Source organism: Ruminococcus sp. (assembly GCF_016287535.1).
Lineage (GTDB): Bacteria > Bacillota > Clostridia > Oscillospirales > Ruminococcaceae > Ruminococcus.
The window spans coordinates 1-23,809 of the sequence record NZ_JAEFAJ010000003.1 but is presented as its reverse complement, the minus strand read 5'-3'; the positions used below and the strand labels follow the sequence as shown (position 1 = coordinate 23,809).

Here is a 23,809-nt window from a genome sequence, read left to right as displayed (position 1 = left end):
AATGTTACTCCTTTCTGAGCTTTTGCTTTGCACGATAATACGTTACTCTTGCCCAGCTTGCGTTCTTGCCGAAAAGCTGCCCGATCTCTTCAAATGACATAGCTTCTGTTGCTCTGAGAAGCAGTATCTCTTTTTCACGTTCGGGCAGTTCGTGTATCTGTCTGAGTACGTACATCTTTGTGTCGGCGCTCTCTATCTGGTCGTCAGGGGGAATGATACTGATATCAAGTTCCGCGATATCAGGCTCTTTGGATACGGACGGATGATATCTGCGCCTTTTCAGCTCCTTGAGCCAGAGGAATTTTGCGATCTGGCAGAGCCATGTACAGACTGAGCATTTGTTGTCGAACTTGTTAAGGGAGCGCAGAGCCTGAAGAAATGTTTCCTGCGTCAGATCCTGTGCTGTGTCAGGTTCACGGCATATACTGATAAGATATGCATAGACCTTCTGACCGTATTTCTGATAATAGTCTTCGATCTCCTTATTCATCCGCCGTCCTCCTTTCATTGATTTCAGAAGCTTCTGTATATTAGTACCCTGAGGAATAAAAGCGTTACATGATTTTATAAAAAAACACCGAGCCCGAAATATGAGCTCGGTGATCTGTTCTATTATAACATATCAGGCAGGTATTATGTCAATACTTTTTTGTGCTGAGGATCCTGACTGAGTTTAGTATACACAGCATTGCCGCTCCGGAATCTGCAAAAACAGCAAACCACATATTGGGATGTCCGATAAGTCCGAGTATCAGGACTATCGCCTTTACAGTCAGTGCGAATATAATGTTCTCGTAAGCTATGCGCATCGTTTTGTCAGCGATATTTTTGGCTATTACGACTGATTCCGGCTCCGGATTCATGAATACAGCGTCTGCCGCTTCAAGTGCGAGGTCTGAGCCATTCTGCATTGCTCCGCCTACATCTGCTCCTGCAAGTACAGGTCCGTCGTTGAAGCCGTCGCCCACAAACATCACAGGTCCGGTCTCTTTGCGTATACGCTCTATCTCAGCGAGCTTACCGTCGGGGAGAAGGTCTCCCTTGACAGAATCTATGCCGATATCCTTTGCTGCTGCCGAAGCGTTTTCGGTCTTGTCGCCGGTGAGCATAAATGTCTTTATGCCCATTCCTTTAAGTCTTGAAACAGCTGATGCGGAGGTTTTCTTTATCGTATCGGAAACAACTATCCTGCCCTCAGCTTTACCGTCGACTGTTACATATACGACGCTGCCGGAAGGTATATCATCAGCGGGAAGAGCTATGCCGTTTTCTGCCATAAGACGGTGATTTCCGCAGAGCACGCTTCTGCCGTTTATTACGGCTGTAACTCCCTGTCCGGCTTTTTCTGCTGATTTTTCCGGAGCGATGAGCTCAATACCATTGCTGTGGCAGTGGCTTACTATACTTTCGGCAACAGGGTGTGTCGAACACTGTTCACAGCTGCCGCTCAGCATGAGAAGTTCATTTCCGCTCATATTGCCGTAGGATTTTATATCAGTAACATCGAAGCTGCCGTTTGTAAGGGTTCCTGTCTTGTCAAATGCAACGGCTTTAATTTTGCCGAGAGCTTCGATGGCGCTTCCGCCCTTGAAGAGTATACCAAGCTTGGAAGCAGCGCCTATGCCTGAGAAATATGCAAGCGGTACGCTGAGTACAAGTGCGCAGGGGCAGCTGATTACAAGGAAGGTAAGAGCGGAATATATCCACTTGCTCCATTCTCCTGTAACAAGTGATGGGATTATCGCCGTAAGAAGAGCTGCTGTTATGACGATAGGAGTATATATCTTTGCGAAACGGGTAATAAAACGGTCGATATGAGGCTTGGAGGCTGACGCATTCTCGACCGCTTCCGCTATCCTGGATATCATTGAGTCAGCGGCGGCGGCAGTAGTACGCAGCGTTAATGTCTCCGAGAGGTTTATACAGCCTGAAAGTACGCTGTCACCGGTGCGGACAGACAACGGTACCGGCTCTCCGTTTACAGCTGAGGTGTCTATCCTTGACTCTCCCGATTCTATAATACCGTCTGCAGCGATACGTTCTCCTGCCTTTATCCTGAGTATGTCTCCGACCTGAATGTCGTCTGAGCTGATATGCACGAATTCACCGTTGCGCATAACTTCCGCTTCTTCCACTTTAAGAGCGGCGACATCAGTAATAGCCCTGCGGCTTCTTGAAACGGCATAATCCTCGAATAATTCGCCTATCCTGAAAAACAGGACGACTCCGACTGCTTCGGCGTACTCTCCGAGAGCAAAGGCTCCTACCGTAGCAATGAACATGAGAAAATTCTCATCAAAGAAGTTCTTTGCTCTGATATTCCTGATAGTTGCAATGATTATGCTGTATCCGAGTACGAGGTATGCAGCGGCATACAGAGCGATGGCAAGAGGCTTTATATCAGTAACTCTGCCGGATATGACAGCAGCTGCGAATAATAATATCCCTGCTGCAAGCGTGAAAATCTCACCGGCAGGAAGAGAATTATTTTCAATATGCTCATGTTCATGGTGCTCATGTTCGTGGTCGTGACCACAGCAGCATTCTTCACCGTGACCATGATGATGTGAATGCTCATGATGATGATGATGTTCATGCCCGGCAGGAGAGATGACCACTCCCGCTTCTATTGAATTAGCGACTGTATTTATCTTTTCGACGAGTTCATCGGTTATATCGCCTCTGATCCTGATTTTTTTCAGAGGATAGTTAAGTATTGCCAATTCAACGCCCTCTATCTTATTTATTGCAGCTTCTATTTTAGCGCCGCAGTGTGCGCAGTCCAGATTGATTACAGAAAAATCCTTTTCCATAGGATCACTGTCCTTTCATATATGAATACTTGTTCATATGTTTAATATATCACAAAGATCAGTATTTGTCAATAGTTTACAGCTTATTTAATGTATAAAGAGGAAATGTTCAGGGGACAAAGCTGCGATTACTGCAGTTATATCATATAATTTCATAAATAACAGAAAAACATATTCAGTAAGATCGTTAACCGCAGTTAACAGTGCCGGCAATGTGAGCCGGATATGAATATCTGTGAACTGCAAATCCTTTATCAGTGAAATGTGTGGAAAAAAGGGCAGTATTTATAATGCAAAAGGCAAAAAAATGCTGCCTGCGAGAGAAAGCAGACAGCGGAGGTGAGGAGTGATATGTGAACCGACTGCGAATCAGTCGTGTATCAGGCTGCGGAGCTGATTTTTTCGTGCTTTACAGCATGACGGCCAAGGCTTTTTCTGAGGTAATACTCAAAAGCCGTCATGTTGAGCACCATTGCTCCTATCCAGGCTGAAGCCTCTGCGTAGGCAGTTGCCCTGAAGCCTATTACCGGGATGAATGCAGCGATAACTCCCACTCTGAGAGCCATTTCAAGAACTCCTGATATCATTGGGACAAGAGGTTTGCCAAAGCCCTGACAGCCGTTGCGGAATACAAAGAGATAATCAACCCCTATGAGGCATATTCCGCATATCGGCAGATAAGTTTTGGCTATACTTATCGGTTCAGAGCCGCTCACCATTATTCCGGCGAGCTTGGTGGGGAAGAATACCATCAGAGAACCGAGGGTAACATAGGAAATAGTTGCGATCGCAAGACATACACGCAGGCCGTCACGGATACGCTTATACTTTCCTGCACCGTAATTCTGGCTTGTGAAGGCTGACATCGCAAAGCCGGCTGTACAAGACGGCTGCATGAAAAGATTTATGAACTTGCTGCAGGCTGAATACGCTGTAGTGTAGGCGACTCCGAGACCGTTGACGAAGTATTGTATCACCATACAGCCTACTGCTGTTATGGAATTCATCAGCGCCATAGGCAGACCGTTTTTGAAAAGCTCAATATATAACCTGCCGTTTCCTCGAAAATCGTCTCTGCTTATATCAAGGACATCGATCCTGCGTATTTTCTGCCAGCATATGAATGAGGATACAAGCTGCGAGATTATAGTTGCAGCCGCAGCGCCCTCAACACCTGTTCTGAGTACAAAGATACAGAAGGTATCAAGGATTATATTTACTACTGTGGATATTATTATAGCTATGAACGGCGTTTTGCTGTCGCCGAGGGCTCTGAGTATGCAGGAACAGAGGTTATAGGTTATGGTCGCAATAAGTCCTCCGAATATACAGTACCCGTAGACAAGACTGTCATGGATTATAGCAGCATCAGTACGCATAAGGTGAAGGACAGGTCTGAGGAATGATATGCTCAGCGCCGTAAGGACTGCCGCTATTATAATGCACAGCAAAAACGAAGAAGCCACTGAGCGGCGGAGCCTTGAATAGTTTCTTGCACCGAAGCTCTGAGCCGTGATGACTGAGAAACCATTGGCAAGTCCCATTGAGAAACCGAATACAAGAAATGTAAGAGGACCTATATTTCCAACAGCAGCAAGTGCGGTATCTCCGATACCCTTGCCTACAATTGCCGTATCCGCGATATTGTACATCTGCTGGAGCATATTTGTCAGCAGCATAGGGAAGTAGAATCTGAGTATAAGTGATGTGACACTTCCGTTTGTAAGATCATTTGCCTTTGCCATCTAATCGCCTCCAAGAAAGTGCCTGTTAACTTTGTGTTTTTCACTGTGATTATTATAATCAAAGGCATGAAGAAAATATATCATAAATATTGCATTTGTATCAAAAATGAGATATAATAAAAATACCACAATTTTTGGTAAATTACGTAAAACTGGGGGGATAGCATGAAAACTGACCGCGATCTGAATTACAGGCTCTATATACAGCGCAACGACGGGTTCACAAGAAGTCCGTTTGAGCGTGAACTGAATGTTTACAGGCTTATAAGATCAGGAGACTCTGATGCTGTAAGGGCACAGTTTGAAAGACTGAGACCGACTTTCTTTGTAGGAAAGGGTACTCTTTCCGACGACCCTGTCAGGAACATAATGTACCATTTCGTTACATCAGTTGCTCTGGTCTCCCGTTTCTGCGTGGAGGGCGGGCTCGGTCACGATACGGCTTACACTCTCAGCGATATCTACATTCAGCGTGCGGACAAGCTGAACGACGTGGAAAAGATAGTAGACCTGTTTCTTGAGATGCAGCTCGATTTTGCGGAGCGCATGAAAACGCTCAAAAAGGAAAATGTCATTTCCCTTCATGTCAGAAAATGTATAGACTATATATATGAGCATCTTCACGAGGAGCTTACACTGAAGGTGCTTTCGGAGCAGACGGGGCTTAATTCGTCTTACCTGTCGAAGCTGTTTTCAAGAGAAACGGGAATGAGCGTGAAATCGTTCATTATCAGGGCGAAGATTTCGACCGCTGAAAACCTGCTTACGGATTCCGAGTTTTCCTGCCTTGATATCTCTCTTGCGCTGGGTTTTTCGTCTCAGAGCGCTTTTATAAGCGTTTTCAGAAAGGAAAAGGGAATGACACCGAAAAAATACAGGGAGCAGTATTACCTAAGGGTGCTCGATGAAAAGGAAAACAGAAGAAAGGGGCAGAAATGAATACAGAAACACGGAAGAAGGACTTTGCGGTAAGCTGTATCATTACGGCAGCGGTTTCCGTTATCGTTGTCATAGGGCTTATTTCCCATGAAACATGGTATGACGAGGTACAGGCTTACCTTATCGCAAGAGACGCTTCGCTGCATGATATAATGTTTTATCTGACGCATTATGAGGGACATCCGCCTTTATGGCACCTTATTCTTAAAGGAGCTGTAACTGTCGGGATACCGTTCCCGTTTGCGCTGAAATTGGTGCAGTTCATATTCTTTGAAGCATTTCTTGTAATGATCGAATTCTTTTCGCCTTTCAGCAGGCTCTTCAAAGCAGTCATACCGGCGAGCTTTTTCCTCATTTATCAGTATGCGGTAATATCAAGACCTTATATAATGCTGGCATTTGCGGTACTCGTTACAGCTATGTTCTACAAGGAACGCAAAACAAAGCCTGTACGCTATGTTATTGCCCTGATGGGGATGTGCCTTTGCCATTCATACGGTATCGCTATGGCAGGCGGTATCGTTGTTGCTGATCTTGTCGGTGAAGCCGTAAGGCAGAGGAGTGCGGTAAAAAGTGTCCTTGACGTACTGAAAAACAGGAAACTGCTTATATGCTATATCGCTCTCCTCGCAGGAGCTCTTCTTGTGATCGCCGATATAATGCCATATTCGGATACCTTTGGTTCTTCGGTAGTAAGGACAAGAAATCACAATGTAGCTGTCATATTCCTGCTTAGCTGGTTCTATCTGCCGTCAGAGGCACTTATTACGTCTTTTTCATCACCGGTGATGAGTATGCAGGTGGAGGTGAACCCATTTCAGGATGTTTTCGGAGCCGCTGTCGTTTCGGTAATCATATGGGCTTTGCTTCTGAGGATATGCTTCAGGCGCAGAATGATACCGGAAATGCTGATACCGTACCTGTTCATTTCGCTGCTGCTGACTTCTTATTCGTATCCGCATCATTTCGGTATATTTATAATGTATCTGCTGTTCATTCTCTGGACCGCGTCAGATATCGAGCCGATAAGGCTGAGCGAGTTCACCGGACCGCTGGTAAATGCAGGTATTTCGGAAAAGCTTGCAAAAAAGACAGCCGTTATAGTAGCGGCTGCTTTTGTCGGTATAAATCTTTACTGGGACGGCTGCAGCTACTATCATGAGATAAAAGGTGACTATGACGCTTCTGTGGGACTTGCCGAATGGATAAAGGATAACGGTCTTGAAGACAGAAAGATAATGACGACATGGGTGCTGACTGACACCCATATGTACTCGGCTTCTGCTGTTGCTTCCGAGGCTTATTTTGACAAAAACATCTACTATAATGTCTATAACGGCAAGAGCTATATATCCCATATCGTTCCGGACAAGCAGGAGATCGGAGAATATGAGGATATGATAAGAGCCGGCGGACCGCCTGACTTTATCATATGCGATACGCCGAGAGAGACCATAGAGATATGCAGGATCGGCGGATTTGATGAAAAATACATTGCCGAAGCGTACTACGGCAAGGCAGGCCGCATTTTCAAAGATAAAGAAGAAATGTGTGACGTATGGGTATACTGTACACAGGATACCTACAGGGAGCTTTACGGAAAAGACTATGTTATACCATCATATAAGGAAAGCTGAGTTTATAGAGCGTCCGAACAGGTTTATAGCGAGAGTTCGCATTGACGGCAGGACAGAGGAGGTCCATGTCAAGAACACAGGAAGGTGCAGGGAGCTCCTTACCTGTGGATGTACTGTATACCTTGAAAAATCGGATAATCCTGCACGCAGGACAGGATATGACCTTGTGGCTGTGGAAAAGGTACGCAGCGGAAAAGCGCCTCTTCTTGTGAATATGGATTCGCAGATACCCAATGCCGCAGCAGAGGAATGGCTGAGACAGGGAGAGCTTTTTTCCGCAGATGCAGTGATTAAGCGTGAGTATACCTACGGCTCTTCAAGATTTGATTTCTGCATAGAGGATAAGGGCACGGCCTCATTCCTTGAGGTCAAGGGGGTCACTCTTGAATATGACGGTATCGCGCTGTTCCCGGACGCGCCTACCGAGCGTGGACTGAAGCATATAAACGAGCTCATAAAAGCCAGAAATGAGGGCTTCGGGGCTTACATACTCTTTGTTATACAAATGAAGGACATATATGAGTTCAGACCGAATGACATTACCCATAAGGCTTTCGGAGACGCTCTCAGGAGAGCGGAGGCAGAGGGAGTAAGACTGCTGGCGTATGACTGTGCAGTTGCTCCCGACAGTATAGCTTTGGACAGACCTATCAAAATCAATACGGAGCAATATAATGAACTGGAAAAAATTATTATGTGAAAAAAGACGCAGAGGTTATTCCACAACTTCTGTCAGTGACGATCCGAGAAATGAGTTTCAGCGTGATTATCACCGTATAATCGGCAGTGCTTCTTTCAGGCGGCTTCAGGACAAAACTCAGGTATTCCCTCTTGACAGGGGCGACTTTGTTCGTACTCGCCTTACTCATTCGCTGGAGGTATCTTCATTTGCCAAGTCTCTCGGACAGATGATCTTCCGGAAGATAGCGGCTTCTGGCGCGGACAGTGAGCTTGAGTGGCAGGATATTGAAAAGATATGCAGTATCCTTGAATGTGCGGGACTTATACATGATATCGGCAATCCGCCCTTTGGTCACTTCGGCGAGAATTACGTCCGTGACTGGTTCAGGCGCAATCTTCCTGTTATGGAGCTGAACGGAAAAAAGCTGTCGGATATCCTCAGTCCGCAGATGAGGGAGGATCTGTATCACTTCGAGGGCAACGCCCAGGCGCTGCGTCTGCTTACAAAGCTGCATTTCCTCGTTGATGAGAACGGCATGAACCTTACATATGCTCTGCTGAATACAATAATCAAGTATCCGGTCCCTTCAACTGCCATAAATAAAAAAAGCGGAAACATAAAGGACAAGAAAATGGGCTACTATTACGCTGACAGGGAGATATTCGAGGATATCGTCAGCAGTACAGGTGCGGTGAACTGCCGCCATCCGCTGGCCTTCATACTTGAATCCGCCGACGATATAGCTTATAAGACCGCTGATATCGAGGACGCTGTGAAAAAGGGCTTCATAAGCTTCAATATGCTCGTTTCCGAACTGAAAGGCACATATACTGAAAAATGCAGGGACGATACGGAACGTGCCGTTCTTGAAAAAGCGGTGAGCAGACTGGAATACTATTACAGACAGGCCTTGGAAAAGGGCTTGTCGTCGCCTGAACAGAACGCGGTGCAGCGCTGGATAATCTATGTGCAGGGTGTTCTGCTGAGATGTGCGGCTTCAGCGTTCATTGAGAATTACAACGATATTATGGAGGGGGTATTCCCTGAGGAGCTGCTTGCTGCTTCGGAGAGCCGTGTTTTAGCTTCCGCACTCAGTGATATGTCCTGTCGTTTCGTATTCTGCTCAAAGGAGATATACACTCTTGAAATTGCGGCGGGAGAGATATATGAATTCCTGCTCGGCAAGCTCACAAATGCAGCTGTGAAATTTGATACGGAAAGCGGAAGTTCAGCGATAGATCAGCGTGTTATGCGGCTTGTGTCGGAAAACTATATAAGGGCTTACAGAATAAGTTCAGAGGGCAGGAGCGATGCTGAAAAGCTCTATCTGAGGCTTATGCTCGTTACTGATTTTATCTGCGGCATGACTGACGGCTATGCGAAAAAACTTTATACGGAGTTGAACGGAATTGGCTGAGGTTAAGAAAAAAACACTGAAAAGGCGAATATTCGATATAATCCAGATCGGCAACAAGGACGATTTTATCAGCCGGTCCTTCGACTGGTTTATTGTAACGATCATTATCCTGAATATACTTACAGTCTTCCTTGACACCTTCGACGAGCTCACACGCTTCAAGGCGCTGTTCAGGTTTATTGAAGCCGTTACGGTGGCTGTGTTCTGCGTTGAGTATATTCTGAGAATATGGACTGCGGATATGCTCTATCCCGCGAAAAAAGGGATACGCGCACAGCTCAGGTTCCTGCATTCCTTTGACGGAGTAGTAGACCTGCTTACGATACTGCCATTCTTTTTCCTTGACGGCTTTATAGTTTTCAGAATGCTTAGAGTTATAAGGATACTGCATCTTTTCAGGGTAAATGTACATTATGATTCCTTTCATGTTATCACATCGGTACTTGTTGAAAAAAAGAATCAGATATTTTCGTCTGTGTTCATTATTATCGTGCTGATGCTGGCTTCTTCACTCGGTATTTACAGTGCAGAGCATGAAGCTCAGCCTGAAGCCTTCAGCAATGCCTTTTCAGGGATATGGTGGAGCGTTTCTACGCTTCTTACGGTTGGCTACGGCGATATCTATCCGATAACTGTCATAGGAAAGATCATGGCGATACTTATAGCCTTTCTCGGCGTAGGAGTAGTTGCTATACCTACCGGTATCATAAGCGCCGGATTTGTTGAGCAGTACACTAAAAAGCAGTATTCCGACGTCAGATTCAGTGATATAAGCGACGTGGGAGAGTTGCTTGTGGATGAAAAGAGTCCTTTCAGGGGACTGTCTGTCGCCGAAGCAAATTTAAAATACAATATACGTATCCTCGTGCTGCTTCGCGGTGAGCTGACGATAGTTCCGAATGAGACTTTAAAGATCAAGAAAAACGATATTATAGTAGTTAAAACCGACAAGCTTTTAAAGGAAAAAAACGGCTGTTAAAAAATACACTGTTGTATTTGTATGGGTTGTATAAATACTGCTCATTCTTATTGACAAGAGTGACTGTAAATGATATAATGTAAATGCGAAAATAATTGGGTTATTATTTGAGCGGGACCGAGGTCGGCGTCTGTACATTTGCTGTACCGAGGTTTTTCCTTTGCAGAAAAGGGACAAATCAGAAAAAGCTGTATTCATAGGCGAATACAGCTTTTGTCTTTATTCGAGTATATCTCTCAGTTTTTCATAATTTGCTTTTACTCCGTCATCAAGGTCAAGGGATATATTCTGTCCGGCAAGTTCATGAAGTCTGTAAAGAAAACCGTCCATTTCCGTTATTACAGCCTGCATACGGCTTATGCTGCGGCGCAGGGAGGCACGTTCTGTTCCGGAGGCGTTACGGTAGCTTTCATTGAGTGTGCGGAGCTCATTTTTTAACTGCTCATAATGCGGCAGAGCATGATCATTTTCAAGTCTTGTGAGCTGATCGCTGTCATAGCGGTGTATATACATCAGTGCCCTGAATGCGCCTTTGCTGCCGGAGCTGAACTGCCAGTATATAGGCCGCTTCTTGTATATTCTTGTATGATCGGCGAAGAAGCCCTTCTGCAGATAGCGGAAAACAGTGCTTCTCGGATCTCCGCTGCCGCCAAGAGCTTCTGAGATGAAGCTCAGATTCTCTTCCAGCGTGTCGTCTCCGTATACAGTGCCGATGAAGCGTGTCAGTTCGGCTGCAAGACCGCTTTCTGCGCTGTTTATCTCAAGGATATTGTCAGAGCAGGGGATAATGGTTGAGTATAAAGAAGCGTCCCAATCGCCGCCTGCAAAACACAGACCTTCAGTATCAAGTGAATAACGTCCGAAAAAACAGCCAACAGCATAGCTTATCAGACTTTTTATCTCGCGCTGAAGCTCTGCCCTGCGCACTGTAATGTCACGGTCGTCCACCTCCGGAGATATCTCATTGCCTATTCCGTAAAGATCAATAAAGAAACAGTTCAGCTTCTCTTCGTTTTCCCTTAGCTTTTCAAAGCGTTCATTGCAGATTTTTTCCCATTCCTTAAACTTGTTTGAGATAAGTTCAGACATTGTAATTACTCCTTATGGCGGTTATTGAGTATCCACTGATCATACAGTATTTTTCTGTCAGGATTATTATAGCATATGGAGCCGTAAAAAGCAAATGTCAGTAATTCATTAGTTGTTTCTTCCAAAAAAAGAAAAGTGCCGCTGACGGCACTTTGAAATTATATCAGTATAAAATATCACTTTTATTCTAAATATTCAAGTTCGGGAAATCTTCAGTTTAAGCCGGATCTTGTCTGTAACGAGAGCGATAAATTCAGAATTGGTCGGCCTTCCGCGGTAACTGTCCACAGAGTAGCCGAAAAAACTGTTTATTACCTCTGTATTGCCTCGGTCCCACGCTATTTCTATCGCGTGACGTATCGCCCTTTCCACCCGTGATGAGGTAGTTGCATATTTCTGCGCAACACATGGATATAACTGCTTTGTTACACTTTCCATAAGCTTGCAGTTGTCGATTGCGCTTATTATTGCTGTCCTGAGGTAATGATAGCCCTTTATATGCGCCGGAACTCCGAGTTTCTGTATTACATCAGTCACTATTATTTCCGTATCAGTACATCCGTTTGTGACCGGTTTTTTACAGACTGATTTGATGACAGCCGGAAGTGCATCAAGATCAAAAGGTGCAGAGAGAAAATATGACGCACCGCTTTCCATAACTTGTCTTTCAATGAAGCTGTTTATGATATCTGATGCTACAATGAAAGCCGGCGCATTTACAAGCTTCTCCTTTACACGGTTCATCAGTGCAATTGCATCTGTGTCCTGCATTGTGAGAGCTGTAATTACGACATCAGGTCTTTCTTTCAGTATTGAGTCGAAAATTACCTGACCATCCATTTTGCGTGTGTAGGCGATCATGCCGTTCTCTCTTAATTTTGCTGCTGCTTTTACTCCGTTTGCTGCTGAATTGTCTCCAATCAGCACTTTGATAGATTCGTTTTCCATATTGGATTCTCCTTTCATGTATTCTACGCTTTATATTTTACATCAGTAATTATTGCTTTTCAAGGGGGTGTTTTAGCGTAAATTGTCGAAAATAAGGATTTAATGTAATTATTTACTGTTTACTGTATGCTATAGTTGCTAAAAGAAGATTTTGTTATATTTTAGTTGTATTATAGTAAAAATACTTTTTTATTATTTTTTGCTTGACTTTTAGTTCGGTTTGTTGTATAATATTATAGTACTTTGCGAGTGTGCTGGAATTGGCAGACAGGCACGTTTGAGGGGCGTGTGTCGACAGACGTATGGGTTCAAGTCCCATTACTCGCACCATGATGGACAGATGGCTGAGCTGGTCTAAGGCGCACGACTGGAACTCGTGTTAACGTTAATAGCGTTACGAGGGTTCGAATCCCTCTCTGTCCGCTTAAAATAGCCGCTTGTGAGACTTCCTCACAGGCGGCTTTTTTGCTACATAATGACGACTGCGACACTTCTGACGACACTTGTGCGACACTTGACCGAAAAAACCCTTCCTGATGGAAGGGCTTTTCCGTTATGAAAGGATAGCTATTGCGTATCTAGATTTCTTCGAGTAATCCGCTGAAGGTATGATCGTCATACTCGACCGTGACCTTGACGGACTTCTTCTTCTCTGTCGGCTTCTGACCTGAGCGCCAGCCGTCGTCATAGACACCGTTCTCGACGTTCGGTATGCCACTGATAGAGCACACATCAAGGAACGTGCCCGGGGACATTGACTTCCTGATGCAGTAGTGGCAGTGACTTCCACCCGGTCCTGATGGTATAACGTAGCCTGTGTAGCCCTCGATGCCGATGACGTCAGTGACCTTCACTTCCTGTCCGACCTTGCACCTGATCTCAGACAGGTGACCATAATGATAGTACCAACCACCTGCAAGAATAACAACGTACTGACCGAAGCCCTGATTATGATTCTGAGCATTTTCCCAACCTGCGAACACTATCTTTCCGGCTGCTGTGGCGTGGATCTCCTTCGAGTCAAGTCCTACCAGATCGAGACCGTCATGCGCAGCCTGCTTGAACGTCTGAGTGATCTTGAAGCGACCTTCATAAGGTGAATTCATACTTAGTCCTCCTTGTCGGTATTTCTCTTGAGCTTTTTCAGCAGCTTGGTGATCCACCCGGCAGCGTCCGGATTGATCTCTGCGTAGTTCTCAAGAATAGAGATAACCTCCATAACAAGTATGTAGCTGAAGACAAGTAAGGCTATGGCTGTTCCTGCGAATGAAGCGAGTTGTGTTGATGTGTCGTAATACTTGCCGAGAGCCTTGATACCTGCTTCCAGTCCGCAGCCGGTAGTCATGACCACCAACTCGCCGACCTTGTTGACGCCGCCCTTCCGCATCTTGGAGGAGCTCAGCGTTCCTGTGACGTAAGCCTTGATCATACCGGTGATGAAGTCAGCAATGGCGAGCCATGCGACTATGACCAGCATAATAACATACTGCATATACTCTCAGCTCCTTTCTTCTGAACGATAAAACTCTCATTTTAACTATTCACGGATTATCATAATACCAGAAATTATCAATTCCTGTTATTGTAAGTGAAGCGGCGGCAAGACCAGCATCTCCTGACATATCAGGCGAATATCTAAATGTTTCACTTGCATTATTGCTTTGGTCAAGAGCTGTTAAACATCTTGGTTGTGTTGAAGTTGGCAACTGTATAGCGGTCATATTATTAGTATCAGATATTTCCCAAGATTTATAAGGCGTTTGTGTTCCCCAAAGTGAAGAAGATGCACCCCATATAACAAGCCCTTGCGGTTTAGGCAAAGTTATAAGAGCTCCTCGCGTGATTCCTTGATTATCTTGAACTTCGAGATGAAGTTCTGATATCGAATTAATTCGTCTGAGTATAATGATATATTCACTGGAGCCTGCCCCCTTCTTAGAAGGGAACAAGACCGTCAGTACTTATCGTCTCGAAGCCGCTCAGGTCGTTGTATGCTGAACCCATGTCAGCTGTCGACGCCGTTACCGGCTTGTTGTAGAGCTTGTCTTCCGGTATCGAGTAATTACCGGAACGGATTGATTCAACGCTTCTCGGGAAGCGGCACTTCACTGTGAACTTGAGGGAGCCGTCCTTCGTCTCGAACTGTTCCTTGCCGAAGACTCCGCCGAAGGTCTTGCCGTTGAGGGAGTTCTCGTTCCAGTCCCACTGATAACCCTGATTCGAGCGCTCAACGCTGGTGATGAACCTCTTGAATGCCTGCTTGGTATAGCCGTCGTACTCTGTGCCATCGTCCTTCGGGATGAACACATCGAAGACGCCACCCCACTTCGCGTTCGGATTCTGAGCTTTCGCCGACTTGAACAATTATCATCGGAAATGAATAGAGAATATGATCTCATTTACCAGACAAGAAGTTATGTATCTACTTGGTGATTGGTATTTTTATTTTATTCATGTTATCATAATTATCTATTTTTCACTTGATTTAAATAATATGTGAATAACTAAGCAAATGAGTAGAAATCAGAGTTAAATAATCATTCGATTCTATTAAAAATAACGTTTTTCTTTTTTTCTATCAAAAATCATTGACAATCAAAAAAGCGTATGATATAATGTCAATATCAATTATAAGATACGTTATATTTGATATAACGTGAGCATAATACCAATGTTACTTTTGTATCCGTCACCAATATATGGGATACTTATTAATGATAAATTACTTTAAACAATTCTGAATACTTAAGAAGTTCGTGAAAAATTGCAGATCTCACGAATTAAAGAAAGGTGAGAAATATGATATATGGTTACTGTAGTATTAACACAAGAAAACAGTCGATGGAACGACAGATAAAAAATATGAAGGAATCTTTCCCAGATGCTGTAATCGTCAGCGAAGATAATACGGAATCGTTATCTGCCTATAGTGAATGGAATAAGCTGTTCAGTAAACTCGGAAAAAAAGACGTTATTATCTTTGACAGTGTTAGCAGAATGAGCAGAAATGCTGCGGAGGCTTTTTCTCTTTATAAAGAACTTGTTTACAGGAATATCAAGATAATCTTTCTCAGAGAAAGACATATAGATACCGAAGCATACTGGGAAGCTCTTAATGGCGTTATTCCGCTTTCGTTCCTGTCAGAAGAACAAACAGCTAACAAACCTTCAAAAGACGTTATGTTAGCTATAGATCACTTCATTATGAATAAGATCGAGCAGGACATTTACAAAGCATTTGAACAGTCCGAAAAAACAATAATGTACATGAGCCGCCGTACTCGTGAGGGTATGGAGGCTGCTCGCAGCAACGGCAAGCAGATAGGTACTGTTAAGGGTTCTGTTCACGAAACTAAGAAAAGCAAAACCGTCAAACCTCTTATTATCCGCTATTGCAAGGATTTTGAGGGTACGCTTTCCGATAAGGAGTGCATGAAACTTATCGGATTGTCAAATAATACTTATTACAAGTACAAGAAGGAGTTGAGAAACCAAAAATAAAATAATTGGGGGGCTTAAAGTGCAATTTTCAACAATAAATGACATTGCTGCAATTAGAAAAACTTGTATTTCATAAGCCGTCTTTAGACATATAATGAAAAAGACAGAAATATAATTATGAAAGGCACGATGTTAAATGCTGAGAATTGAAGACTACTATACAAATGCCCCGTCCGCGGGTATAACTACGTTTCTTGACAAACCTGAGATTGTAAACAGGCTTATGAACATATTCTACATGAATTTCAAAGGATATGACTATAACCGTATGAAAATCGAAGTTTATAGCGTTAGAGAAGAACTTGAAGAATACAAAAACTTGAGTCCTACTCTGCTTGATCAGATACGCAGGGTTCGTGTTTACTATGATGATCAACAGTTGGCTCTGAAACGTATCCTTAATGATATTAATCATGACACACATCTTAACACAAAGGTATACAGCCCTGTTGTAGGATGTAGTATAAACTGTCGTTATTGCTTCAGCAAAAAGGTCTTCGACCATTTCGGAGTCACTGACAGATTAAGAAAGCCCGAGTTCCGCGGCCCTTATAAGCTTTTCAAGGACGCTGATGGAAATGATATTCCCGAGCTTTTCAATATTGAGAGTGAAACACCTATAGACTGGTTCCTGACTTATATGTCAGACTTCGGCTGCTGGGCTCCTGAATGGCAGGAAAATGTACTTGAACAGATAATTGCTGCGAATGAGATGAAACGCAGGAAAGGGAAGTGCCCTGATACCTTTCAGCTTGTAACGAAATGTCCCAAGGGCATCGATCTTAGCTCTGTACCTGAAGATACAGATATCAGAAACGTGGTCATATCATGTACAGTGGATAAAAACAGTGTTACCGACCGTATTTCTGAGCTTATCGGAAAGATAAAAAGCCGCCGTGTTACAGCATGCGTCGTATATCAACCTGTGCTTGAATATATCGAGCCCGTTCACCTTGAGGAATTTGTGAAGGCTTTCGGCAAGGGGAATAGTTGGGTAGTAATCGGAAGTGAAATAGGCGAGAACGCTGTACCACTGGAATTTGCCTGGATAAAGGATATTATCGACAAGTGTATTGAACTCGATATTCCTGTCAAAATGGAATATGACATAAAAAGGATAGTAGAGGAAAACGGATATACCTTTCTTGTACAGGAACCTGAGCCGATGCAGGAAACAAGAGCTGTTAGAAACAGATATTTTGCTATGAAAGCTGCTGAAACATCTGAAAAATATGATAGGAAGGTAGAAGAACTTAATAGAAAGCTGAAGAAATGTCCAAGCAGCGATAAAATCAGTATCGCAGACAGTATTATGTTCGGAAGCGTGGATATTACTGTGGAGAATTCAAAACGGCTTCTTGAAAAGTCTCCGGATTTCGATATTATTCTGACAGCAGAATCAAAAGGTATTCCTTTGGCTTATGAAATGTCAAGACAGAGCGGAAAAGTATATATAGTTGCACGAAAGTCAGTAAATCAGACTGCTTCCGTGCGTGAAATGGCGAAGGAATTCTATCTTGACGCTGATGATACAAATCTCATCAGAGACAAACGTGTCCTGATAGTAGATGATATAGTCAGTACAGGTGAGTCATTTAAGGCGCTTAATGCTCTTGTAGAAAAGTCATTCGGCAGTACAGCCGCAAAAGTGGCTGTACTCGCAGAAAACAACATAGCCAAGCGTGACAACATCATCTTTCTTGAACAGCTCTCAGTTTAATTAATACTTTTCGATATTTGATACCTGACATCGATGTATTGCATTAACATAATCAGAAAAAAACTAAAAAGGATGTAAAAAAATGAAAAAAAGGAAAAGACTGGTTAATGATGAGAATACAGTTGAAAAACTAGTTGTTGCAGGAATTATAATAGCTGCAGTAATCCTATGTTTTTATTTCTGGGCAGATTTGTTGTGGCGTAACTGTGGAAAAATGTGAGATAATCTCTGAGTAGTGTGCAAACGGAGGGTTCAGACACTTGTCAGCGAGTGTTATGCTTATGCTTAACATTCCTGACAAGTATGCGATGGAGAGGGGAGGGTGGTCGACGAATTCTACGCTTAAATCTGTATATCAGCATACGTTCTCGGAGGAGCGTAAGCAGGTCGATAAAAAGATAGACGACTACTTTAACAGGCTGATTGAAGGATCAGATAAGGATAAGAATATATGAATGGTGATTATTTGGCAGCCTTGCGGCTGCCTTTTTGTTTAAACTATTGACCAAATTATGAGCGTATGTTATAATGAAATTAGTAAAATAGTAATTATTATTATCACAGTTTTACTTATGCGTGACAACTAGTAAAGGAGCTTTTAAATGAATATTGATAACACACTTTATACAGGAAGACCAACCGAGCAGCGTTCTGACATAGAAATGGCTATATACGATAAGCTTGATGCTCTCGGCATAGAATATAAGCGTGCTGACCATGACCACGCCGATACTATGGAAGATTGTCTGGCTATTGAGAAGGTACTCAGTGCTAAGATATGCAAGAACCTGTTTCTTTGCAACCGTCAGAAGACCAGTTTTTATATGCTGCTTATGCCGGGAGATAAGCCTTTCAAGACTAAGTTCCTTACATCGCAGCTGAATTGTGCTCGTCTTTCGTTTGCAGAAGCTGACAAGATGCAGGAGTATCTTCATACTATCCCTGGTTCTGTATCAGCGTTGGAGCTTATATTCGACACTGATAACAACATTCAGCTTGTCATAGATAATGAGCTGATGAAGGATGAGTATATTTGCGGACATCCCGGTATCAACACATCAACAGTACGATTGCTTCGAGATGATATGCTCAGATATGTTCGTGAAGCTAAGCATGAACCTACATTTATAGATTTGACGACAGAATGATAGTTACAGCCTCCCTCTGGAGGCTTTTATTGACTGTTGTACCTATATATGTTATAATTCTGTATAGAGGAAAAGGGCGTGCGTTTTCTGAATCAAGTAGTAACGTAGTGCCCGAGGTGATTGAAATGAAGCCTGATAATAAAGCAAATGTATATGTAGCGGCGAACATGTTTACATGGATCATACTGTGTGCGATCGCTATTACGTTGATAGTTTATTTTATATCACGTTGGATTCTTTCAAATGTACTCTCCATCGCAGCTGTTATAGGATTGGCTTATTTTGAAGAAAGAATAGTAAGTCGTGTTGTAAACAGAATCGTTGCTTTCTTTCTGCATGAATAATTCTGAATTAGCACATTTACAAAAGAAGATTTGTTTTACCACAAAAAATCACAGCCTGCCCCATTAAGGGACAAACTGTGACATATCAATTATTTACATTCGGTACAGATATATTCAGGTACAGTACGGTCATTTATAACGGTCTCATATAACCTCCAGCCGCCTGCAAGGTTATAGCAATCGTAACCGTTTCCTGTCAGGATACGACAGGCGATATAACTGCGCAGACCGCTGTGACAGTGCACATATACGGGCTTGTCCCTGGGCAGTTTATCAAGGTTATCGCGGAGAGTATCAAGAGGGATATTGATAAATCCGTCTATTATTCCTCTTGATATCTCTGTTTTTGTTCTTACGTCAAGGAGAGTAACACTTCCGTCACGCGGGAGTTTTTCAACGTCGTGCCAGAAAAACTGCTTAACTGTGCTGTTTATTGTATTTTCGGCTACAAATCCGACCATATTGACAGGATCTTTTGCGCTTGCGAATGGCGGAGCATAGCAGAGCTCCAGCTCTTTCAGGTCAGTGACTTTTGCGCCGAAGCGAATTGCCGCTGCAAGTACGTCCATGCGCTTGTCCACGCCGTCAAAGCCGACTATCTGAGCGCCGATGAGCTTGTAAGTCTGCTTGTCCCACAGCACCTTTACAGACATATTAGTCGCGTCAGGATAATATGAAGCATGGGAAGCAGAATAGGTATATGTTTTGTCGTAGTCTATACCTTCGGCTGCTGCACGCTTTTCGCTTAGTCCTGTTGTAGCAACTGTCATATCAAACAGCTTCAGTACGGCTGAGCCCTGAGTACCTTTGTACTCTGACGGTATACTCGCTATATTGTCTGCGGCTATACGTCCCTGCTTGTTGGCAGGACCGGCAAGCGGTATGAATGCGGGTGAGCCTGTAATGTAATCTTTTACTTCAACAGCATCGCCGACTGCGTAAATATCGGGTAAATTGGTCTGCATATGGCTGTTCACAATGATGCTTCCGCGACAGTTAAGAGTGATACCGCAGTCTTTTGCAAGTGAAGTTTCGGGACGTACACCTACTGACATTATTACCATATCGGCTTCTATTGCTCCATTTTGCAGAATGACCTTATTATCGGCTATTTCCGTAACTCCGTTGCCGAGATACAGCTTTATACCGCGACTTCTTATATATCTGTGAACATCGGCAGCCATATCGGCATCAAGAGGTGCTATAAGATGATCTGCAAGTTCGACTATTGAAACTTCAAGTCCTGTCTTTGCAAGGTTTTCAGCCATTTCTACGCCGATGTATCCGCCTCCCACAACTACTGCCTTCTTTGGCTTGGATTTCTCTATATAACCCTTTATCTTCATGGTATCGGGGATATTCCTCAGTGTGAACACGTGAGAACTGTCTATTCCTTTTATATCAGGACAAATTGGTTCAGCACCGGGGGAGAGTATCAACTTGTCATAAGTCTCGGTGTATTCTTCTCCTGTATCAAGTCTGCGAACAGTAACTATATGAGTATCGGGAGATATCCTTAAAGCTTCATTGCGTACACGCACCTCTATATTGAAGCGTTTGCGGAAGCTCTCAGGAGTCTGTAATGTCAGCATATTCCTGTCGGTTATGTCACCGCCTATAAAGTACGGCAGACCGCAGTTTGCAAAGGAGACGTAGTCTCCGCGTTCAAGTATTATGATTTCATCGTTTTCGTTAAGGCGGCGAAGTCTTGCAGCAGCGGAAGCTCCGCCTGCCACACCGCCTATAATCAAAGTTTTCATAAGAATTACCTCCGAAAGGAAAGATTTATGTTTGAAGAAATATATAGTGGTTTATTTCCGTTCTGGGACAAAATATCAGCTGCCGATCGTGAGTATATTTGCGAAAACTCCGGTATCCGAACCTTTGAGAAGGGGACAAATCTCCATAACGGAAATGAATGCTCCGGAGTGATATTTGTCCGCAGAGGAAGTCTCCGTGTATATATAATGTCCGAGGACGGAAAGGATACTACTCTCTATCGCCTTCATAACGGCGATATGTGTATGCTTTCGGCGTCGTGTGTACTTAAGTCCATAACCTTTGAAGTCATCATTGACGCAGAGGAGGAAAGCGAGTGCTGTATCATAAGCGGACCTGCATTCAAGCAGGTCTCGGAGCGCAATCCCGAGATAAGGATATTCTCTCTTGAAACGGCTGTTTCTCGCTTTTCGGACGTTATGTGGGTAATGCAGCAGATACTTTTCATGAGCATGGACAAGCGGCTTGCTATTTTTCTTAATGATGAAGCTGTTCGCATAGAGTCTGACAATATCCGGCTCTCACAGGAGCAGATAGCGAAGTACATCGGCTCGGCAAGGGAGGTAGTTTCCAGGATGCTGAAGTACTTCGCTAACGAGGGTATAGTTGAGGTCTCGCGTGGGGGCGTAAGGATACTTGACAGAAAGCGTCTGAGGGAATTAACCCTTTAACATATCAAGTATAGCCGATTTCGGACGTGCGCCGATAGCGTGTGCAGTGACTTGTCCGTTTTTCATTACGACCAGCATAGGGATGCTTGAAACTCCGAATGCTTCGGCAAGCTCCGTTTGCCGGTCTACGTTTATCTTGCCGACAATGTACTCGCTGTGCTCCTCGGCTATCTCGTCCACGAGGGGGGAGACCATCCTGCACGGACCACACCAGTCTGCGTAGAAGTCCAGAAGAACGGGCTTCTTACTTGAACTTACCTCTGCAAAATTATCTTTAGTTACCTTTAAAACTGCCATATCAATACTTCCTTTCTGTTTATTGTTCCTTTATTATACACTATTATTCTTCAGAGTTCTGTGACTTTGTCACGTTTTTCGCTTTGCATATAAGCTGTGTCGTTGTTCCCATGGGACAGTATACGCACCATGATCGTGGCTTGAAGAGTATTATTCTAACAAAGCCGAGTATAGTGGATGTAAGCATTACGCTGTAGAATCCGAACGCGAACTGTGCGACTCCGTCAGAGAATATTGTTCCGTGATATGCCCAGTGCCACGTAACCTTGAAGGTCCACAGCAGCTTCACCTTCTGTCCAAGTGGACGTTCACCTGCAAATACAAGATAAGTATTCCAGAGCATCAGGAAAAACATAGCAAAGAAGAATATGAGAAATCCGTAGCGGAAATATTTCGACTTCATCCATTTCGGCATATCCTTTTTGCGTGAGAGTCCGAAATGACCGCCAAGCATAGAGAAAAGCTGTCCGCGTCCGCAGAACTTGTTGCAGTATGCTTTATTGCCACATCCTATTGATATTATAAGGGGGAGCGCAAAGCATATAAGTCCCAGCCATGCAAAGAGTATGTTCACAAATCCGAGTATGAGGTAAGTCAGGGAAAATATCCACAGGTAGTCATACCATTTCTTTTTAGCTTTCATGGCTTATCTCCTCCAGTGTGATAATACTTGCAGGACATTCTGTAGCACACTTTCCGCAGCCTATACAGAGTGTTTCGTCTATTACTGCGTTTACGCCTTTCGGAACGCTTATCGCAGCTCGCGGACATACTTTTACGCAACAGCCGCAGGCAACGCATATATCGATATTTACTTTTGCTTTTCGTTTCATATTATCGCCTCCGATTGTATTATACACTATCAGAAAGAAATGTTCTGTGACTTTGTCACAAATAGAAGAATCATATATGAAAGAAGCGCCGGTTGTCCGGCGCTTCTTTCTAATCTGCCCCCTCTAGTCTAATAGGTAAAACAAGTATTATGCACATGAAATGCACACAACGAAAGACAGTATAACGATACAAAATAAGCCAGTTCTTGTGATGAGAGCTGGCTTTATTTCTAATTCACATGTCGCACCATCCTTTCATACAAATTCACTTTACAAGATAAAAAAGTATAAAAGGTATTGCAATCCGACATACAAAGTGATATAATAGAATCAGAAAGGTGGTGCTGATATGGCAATCAAAAGTTCAAATGTTGCGGCACGAGTAGAGCCCGAGATCAAGGAAAAGGCTGAAGCTATCCTCTCAAGTCTTGGAATATCTGCTTCAAACGGGATCAATATGTTCTATAGGCAGATAATCCTGTGGAACGGTCTGCCGTTCAGGCCTTCTATTCCTCCGACAACGCTAAAATCATTAGATGAAATGACAAAGGAAGAATTTGACGCTAAGCTTGCAAGAGGTTTGGCTCAGGCTAAAAACGGTGAAGGCGTTGAAGCTAATGAGTTCTTTGATTCCTTAAAGGAGGAACTCCTGTAACCTATGTCTGAAAAGTTTAAAGTTATTATCACTCCTGAAGCTCAGGATGATATTCGTAATAGTGTAATGTATATTGCCCACGAACTTGCTAACCCTCAGGCCGCAATAGCTTTACAGAATGAATTCCGTAAGGAAATCACATCGCTTGAGACAATGCCCTCAAGGTATAAGGTTGTTGACGAACAGCCATGGGGCGCGTTAGGTGTTAGAAAAGTTAAAGTAAAAAATCATTATGTTTACTATGTAACTGATGATGAAAACAAAACAGTGAGTGTTATTGCTGTTATTTATGTTCGCATGGATCAACAGCTTCAGGTGAATGAAAGAACAAAATAACCATTAATGTTGATACAACGGTATAGAAGTAATCAGCTCCCGCAAGGGAGCTGGTCTTTTTACGATAAACCAAATATACATCTCCTGTCATCAACACATAACAGTACGCCTGCTCTGTGGTGATATGCTCAGATAGGTTAGTGAGGGTCATCACGAGCCTACATTAAAAGATTTACCGGTAGAATAGTAAATTCAGCGCTGAAAGCATATCAAATCGTGTTGTGTGTCAATCAAGTATTTTTAATACTCAGCGTTTTAAAGAGAATTAATGTCAAT

Annotated in this window: 26 protein-coding genes and 2 tRNA genes; 15 read left to right on the top strand and 13 right to left on the bottom strand. The window is 43.5% G+C overall.

What is annotated here, in order from left to right; all coding sequences use genetic code 11:
* Positions 1–4 precede the first annotated feature (4 nt).
* The 3 genes from QZZ36_RS02515 to QZZ36_RS02505 form a co-directional block, all read right to left on the bottom strand.
* On the bottom strand, positions 5–490 hold the full coding sequence (locus QZZ36_RS02515; RefSeq protein ID WP_295076225.1) for a sigma-70 family RNA polymerase sigma factor: 486 nt from the start codon (positions 488–490) through the stop codon (positions 5–7).
* Positions 491–638: 148 nt separating this feature from the next.
* Positions 639–2,813: a heavy metal translocating P-type ATPase gene (locus QZZ36_RS02510; RefSeq protein ID WP_295076222.1), complete on the bottom strand. Its 2,175-nt coding sequence runs from the start codon at positions 2,811–2,813 to the stop codon at positions 639–641.
* A gap of 380 nt (positions 2,814–3,193) precedes the next feature.
* A complete protein-coding gene (locus QZZ36_RS02505) occupies positions 3,194–4,558 on the bottom strand; it encodes an MATE family efflux transporter (RefSeq protein ID WP_295076219.1) in 1,365 nt (454 codons plus the stop codon).
* A 165-nt stretch (positions 4,559–4,723) separates the two neighbouring features.
* Between QZZ36_RS02505 and QZZ36_RS02500 the strand changes: the two genes are divergently transcribed.
* Genes QZZ36_RS02500 through QZZ36_RS02480 form a run of 5 tightly spaced genes read left to right on the top strand, consistent with a single transcriptional unit; the run spans position 4,724 to position 10,212 of the window.
* Positions 4,724–5,497: an AraC family transcriptional regulator gene (locus tag QZZ36_RS02500; protein ID WP_295076216.1), complete on the top strand. Its 774-nt coding sequence runs from the start codon at positions 4,724–4,726 to the stop codon at positions 5,495–5,497.
* Positions 5,494–7,134, top strand: a complete 1,641-nt coding sequence (locus QZZ36_RS02495; protein ID WP_295076213.1) for a hypothetical protein — start codon at positions 5,494–5,496, stop codon at positions 7,132–7,134. Before QZZ36_RS02500 ends, QZZ36_RS02495 begins: the two co-directional genes overlap by 4 nt.
* Positions 7,106–7,834, top strand: a complete 729-nt coding sequence (gene sfsA, locus QZZ36_RS02490; RefSeq protein ID WP_295076210.1) for a DNA/RNA nuclease SfsA — start codon at positions 7,106–7,108, stop codon at positions 7,832–7,834. Before QZZ36_RS02495 ends, sfsA begins: the two co-directional genes overlap by 29 nt.
* Complete coding sequence (locus QZZ36_RS02485; RefSeq protein ID WP_295076207.1) at positions 7,809–9,233, top strand: deoxyguanosinetriphosphate triphosphohydrolase; 1,425 nt, start codon at positions 7,809–7,811, stop codon at positions 9,231–9,233. The genes sfsA and QZZ36_RS02485 overlap by 26 nt, the downstream gene beginning before the upstream one ends.
* Positions 9,226–10,212 carry an ion transporter gene (locus QZZ36_RS02480; RefSeq protein WP_295076204.1) on the top strand — a complete coding sequence of 329 codons (987 nt, stop codon included), beginning with the start codon at positions 9,226–9,228 and terminating at the stop codon, positions 10,210–10,212. The genes QZZ36_RS02485 and QZZ36_RS02480 overlap by 8 nt, the downstream gene beginning before the upstream one ends.
* A 219-nt stretch (positions 10,213–10,431) precedes the next feature.
* On the opposite strand, the gene QZZ36_RS02475 is transcribed toward QZZ36_RS02480, so the two are convergent.
* Both QZZ36_RS02475 and spo0A read right to left on the bottom strand, forming a co-directional pair.
* On the bottom strand, positions 10,432–11,301 hold the full coding sequence (locus QZZ36_RS02475) for a hypothetical protein (protein ID WP_295076202.1): 870 nt from the start codon (positions 11,299–11,301) through the stop codon (positions 10,432–10,434).
* Between the two features lie 195 nt (positions 11,302–11,496).
* On the bottom strand, positions 11,497–12,249 hold the full coding sequence (spo0A, locus tag QZZ36_RS02470; protein ID WP_295076197.1) for a sporulation transcription factor Spo0A: 753 nt from the start codon (positions 12,247–12,249) through the stop codon (positions 11,497–11,499).
* A 245-nt stretch (positions 12,250–12,494) separates the two neighbouring features.
* Between spo0A and QZZ36_RS02465 the strand changes: the two genes are divergently transcribed.
* Both QZZ36_RS02465 and QZZ36_RS02460 read left to right on the top strand, forming a co-directional pair.
* A tRNA-Leu gene (locus QZZ36_RS02465) sits at positions 12,495–12,579 on the top strand.
* Positions 12,580–12,583: 4 nt separating this feature from the next.
* Positions 12,584–12,672 (top strand) — tRNA-Ser (locus tag QZZ36_RS02460).
* Positions 12,673–12,827: 155 nt separating this feature from the next.
* Here QZZ36_RS02460 and QZZ36_RS02455 read toward each other — a convergent pair.
* From QZZ36_RS02455 to QZZ36_RS02440, 4 genes are all read right to left on the bottom strand, one after another.
* A complete protein-coding gene (locus QZZ36_RS02455) occupies positions 12,828–13,355 on the bottom strand; it encodes a M23 family metallopeptidase (RefSeq protein WP_295076194.1) in 528 nt (175 codons plus the stop codon).
* Between the two features lie 2 nt (positions 13,356–13,357).
* Positions 13,358–13,741, bottom strand: coding sequence for a phage holin family protein (locus QZZ36_RS02450; RefSeq protein ID WP_295076191.1), 384 nt, complete (start codon positions 13,739–13,741; stop codon positions 13,358–13,360).
* Between the two features lie 49 nt (positions 13,742–13,790).
* Positions 13,791–14,069: a hypothetical protein gene (locus QZZ36_RS02445; protein WP_295076188.1), complete on the bottom strand. Its 279-nt coding sequence runs from the start codon at positions 14,067–14,069 to the stop codon at positions 13,791–13,793.
* Positions 14,070–14,184: 115 nt separating this feature from the next.
* A complete protein-coding gene (locus QZZ36_RS02440; RefSeq protein ID WP_295076185.1) occupies positions 14,185–14,556 on the bottom strand; it encodes a hypothetical protein in 372 nt (123 codons plus the stop codon).
* 492 nt (positions 14,557–15,048) lie between these two features.
* Here QZZ36_RS02440 and QZZ36_RS02435 point away from each other — a divergent pair, with 492 nt between their 5' ends.
* The 5 genes from QZZ36_RS02435 (at position 15,049) to QZZ36_RS02415 (ending at position 18,618) form a co-directional block, all read left to right on the top strand.
* Positions 15,049–15,750 (top strand): recombinase family protein, encoded by a 702-nt coding sequence (locus QZZ36_RS02435; RefSeq protein ID WP_295076182.1) that lies wholly within the window; start codon positions 15,049–15,051, stop codon positions 15,748–15,750.
* Positions 15,751–15,886: 136 nt separating this feature from the next.
* Positions 15,887–17,470, top strand: a complete 1,584-nt coding sequence (locus QZZ36_RS02430; protein WP_295076179.1) for a DUF5131 family protein — start codon at positions 15,887–15,889, stop codon at positions 17,468–17,470.
* A gap of 82 nt (positions 17,471–17,552) precedes the next feature.
* Complete coding sequence (locus QZZ36_RS02425) at positions 17,553–17,690, top strand: hypothetical protein (protein ID WP_295076175.1); 138 nt, start codon at positions 17,553–17,555, stop codon at positions 17,688–17,690.
* A gap of 40 nt (positions 17,691–17,730) precedes the next feature.
* Complete coding sequence (locus QZZ36_RS02420; RefSeq protein ID WP_295076172.1) at positions 17,731–17,925, top strand: hypothetical protein; 195 nt, start codon at positions 17,731–17,733, stop codon at positions 17,923–17,925.
* Between the two features lie 147 nt (positions 17,926–18,072).
* A complete protein-coding gene (locus tag QZZ36_RS02415) occupies positions 18,073–18,618 on the top strand; it encodes a prolyl-tRNA synthetase associated domain-containing protein (RefSeq protein WP_295076169.1) in 546 nt (181 codons plus the stop codon).
* Positions 18,619–19,051: 433 nt separating this feature from the next.
* Here the strand turns inward: QZZ36_RS02415 and QZZ36_RS02410 are convergent, their stop codons facing one another.
* Positions 19,052–20,722, bottom strand: a complete 1,671-nt coding sequence (locus QZZ36_RS02410) for an FAD-dependent oxidoreductase (protein WP_295076166.1) — start codon at positions 20,720–20,722, stop codon at positions 19,052–19,054.
* Between the two features lie 27 nt (positions 20,723–20,749).
* Here QZZ36_RS02410 and QZZ36_RS02405 point away from each other — a divergent pair, with 27 nt between their 5' ends.
* The gene (locus QZZ36_RS02405; RefSeq protein ID WP_295076163.1) at positions 20,750–21,412 is read left to right on the top strand and encodes a Crp/Fnr family transcriptional regulator; all 663 of its coding nucleotides are present in this window, start codon (positions 20,750–20,752) and stop codon (positions 21,410–21,412) included.
* Here QZZ36_RS02405 and trxA read toward each other — a convergent pair.
* The 3 genes from trxA to QZZ36_RS02390 are packed head-to-tail and all read right to left on the bottom strand — an operon-like array spanning position 21,401 to position 22,542.
* Positions 21,401–21,709: a thioredoxin gene (gene trxA, locus QZZ36_RS02400; RefSeq protein ID WP_295076159.1), complete on the bottom strand. Its 309-nt coding sequence runs from the start codon at positions 21,707–21,709 to the stop codon at positions 21,401–21,403. The genes QZZ36_RS02405 and trxA overlap by 12 nt on opposite strands.
* A gap of 43 nt (positions 21,710–21,752) precedes the next feature.
* Entirely contained in the window at positions 21,753–22,352 is a 600-nt protein-coding gene (locus QZZ36_RS02395; RefSeq protein WP_295076156.1) for a 4Fe-4S binding protein, read from the bottom strand.
* Entirely contained in the window at positions 22,342–22,542 is a 201-nt protein-coding gene (locus QZZ36_RS02390; RefSeq protein WP_295076151.1) for a 4Fe-4S binding protein, read from the bottom strand. Before QZZ36_RS02390 ends, QZZ36_RS02395 begins: the two co-directional genes overlap by 11 nt.
* A 349-nt stretch (positions 22,543–22,891) precedes the next feature.
* Between QZZ36_RS02390 and QZZ36_RS02385 the strand changes: the two genes are divergently transcribed.
* Positions 22,892–23,197, top strand: a complete 306-nt coding sequence (locus QZZ36_RS02385) for a type II toxin-antitoxin system RelB/DinJ family antitoxin (RefSeq protein ID WP_173564027.1) — start codon at positions 22,892–22,894, stop codon at positions 23,195–23,197.
* 3 nt (positions 23,198–23,200) lie between these two features.
* Entirely contained in the window at positions 23,201–23,533 is a 333-nt protein-coding gene (locus tag QZZ36_RS02380; protein WP_295076145.1) for a type II toxin-antitoxin system RelE/ParE family toxin, read from the top strand.
* Positions 23,534–23,809: the final 276 nt, after the last annotated feature.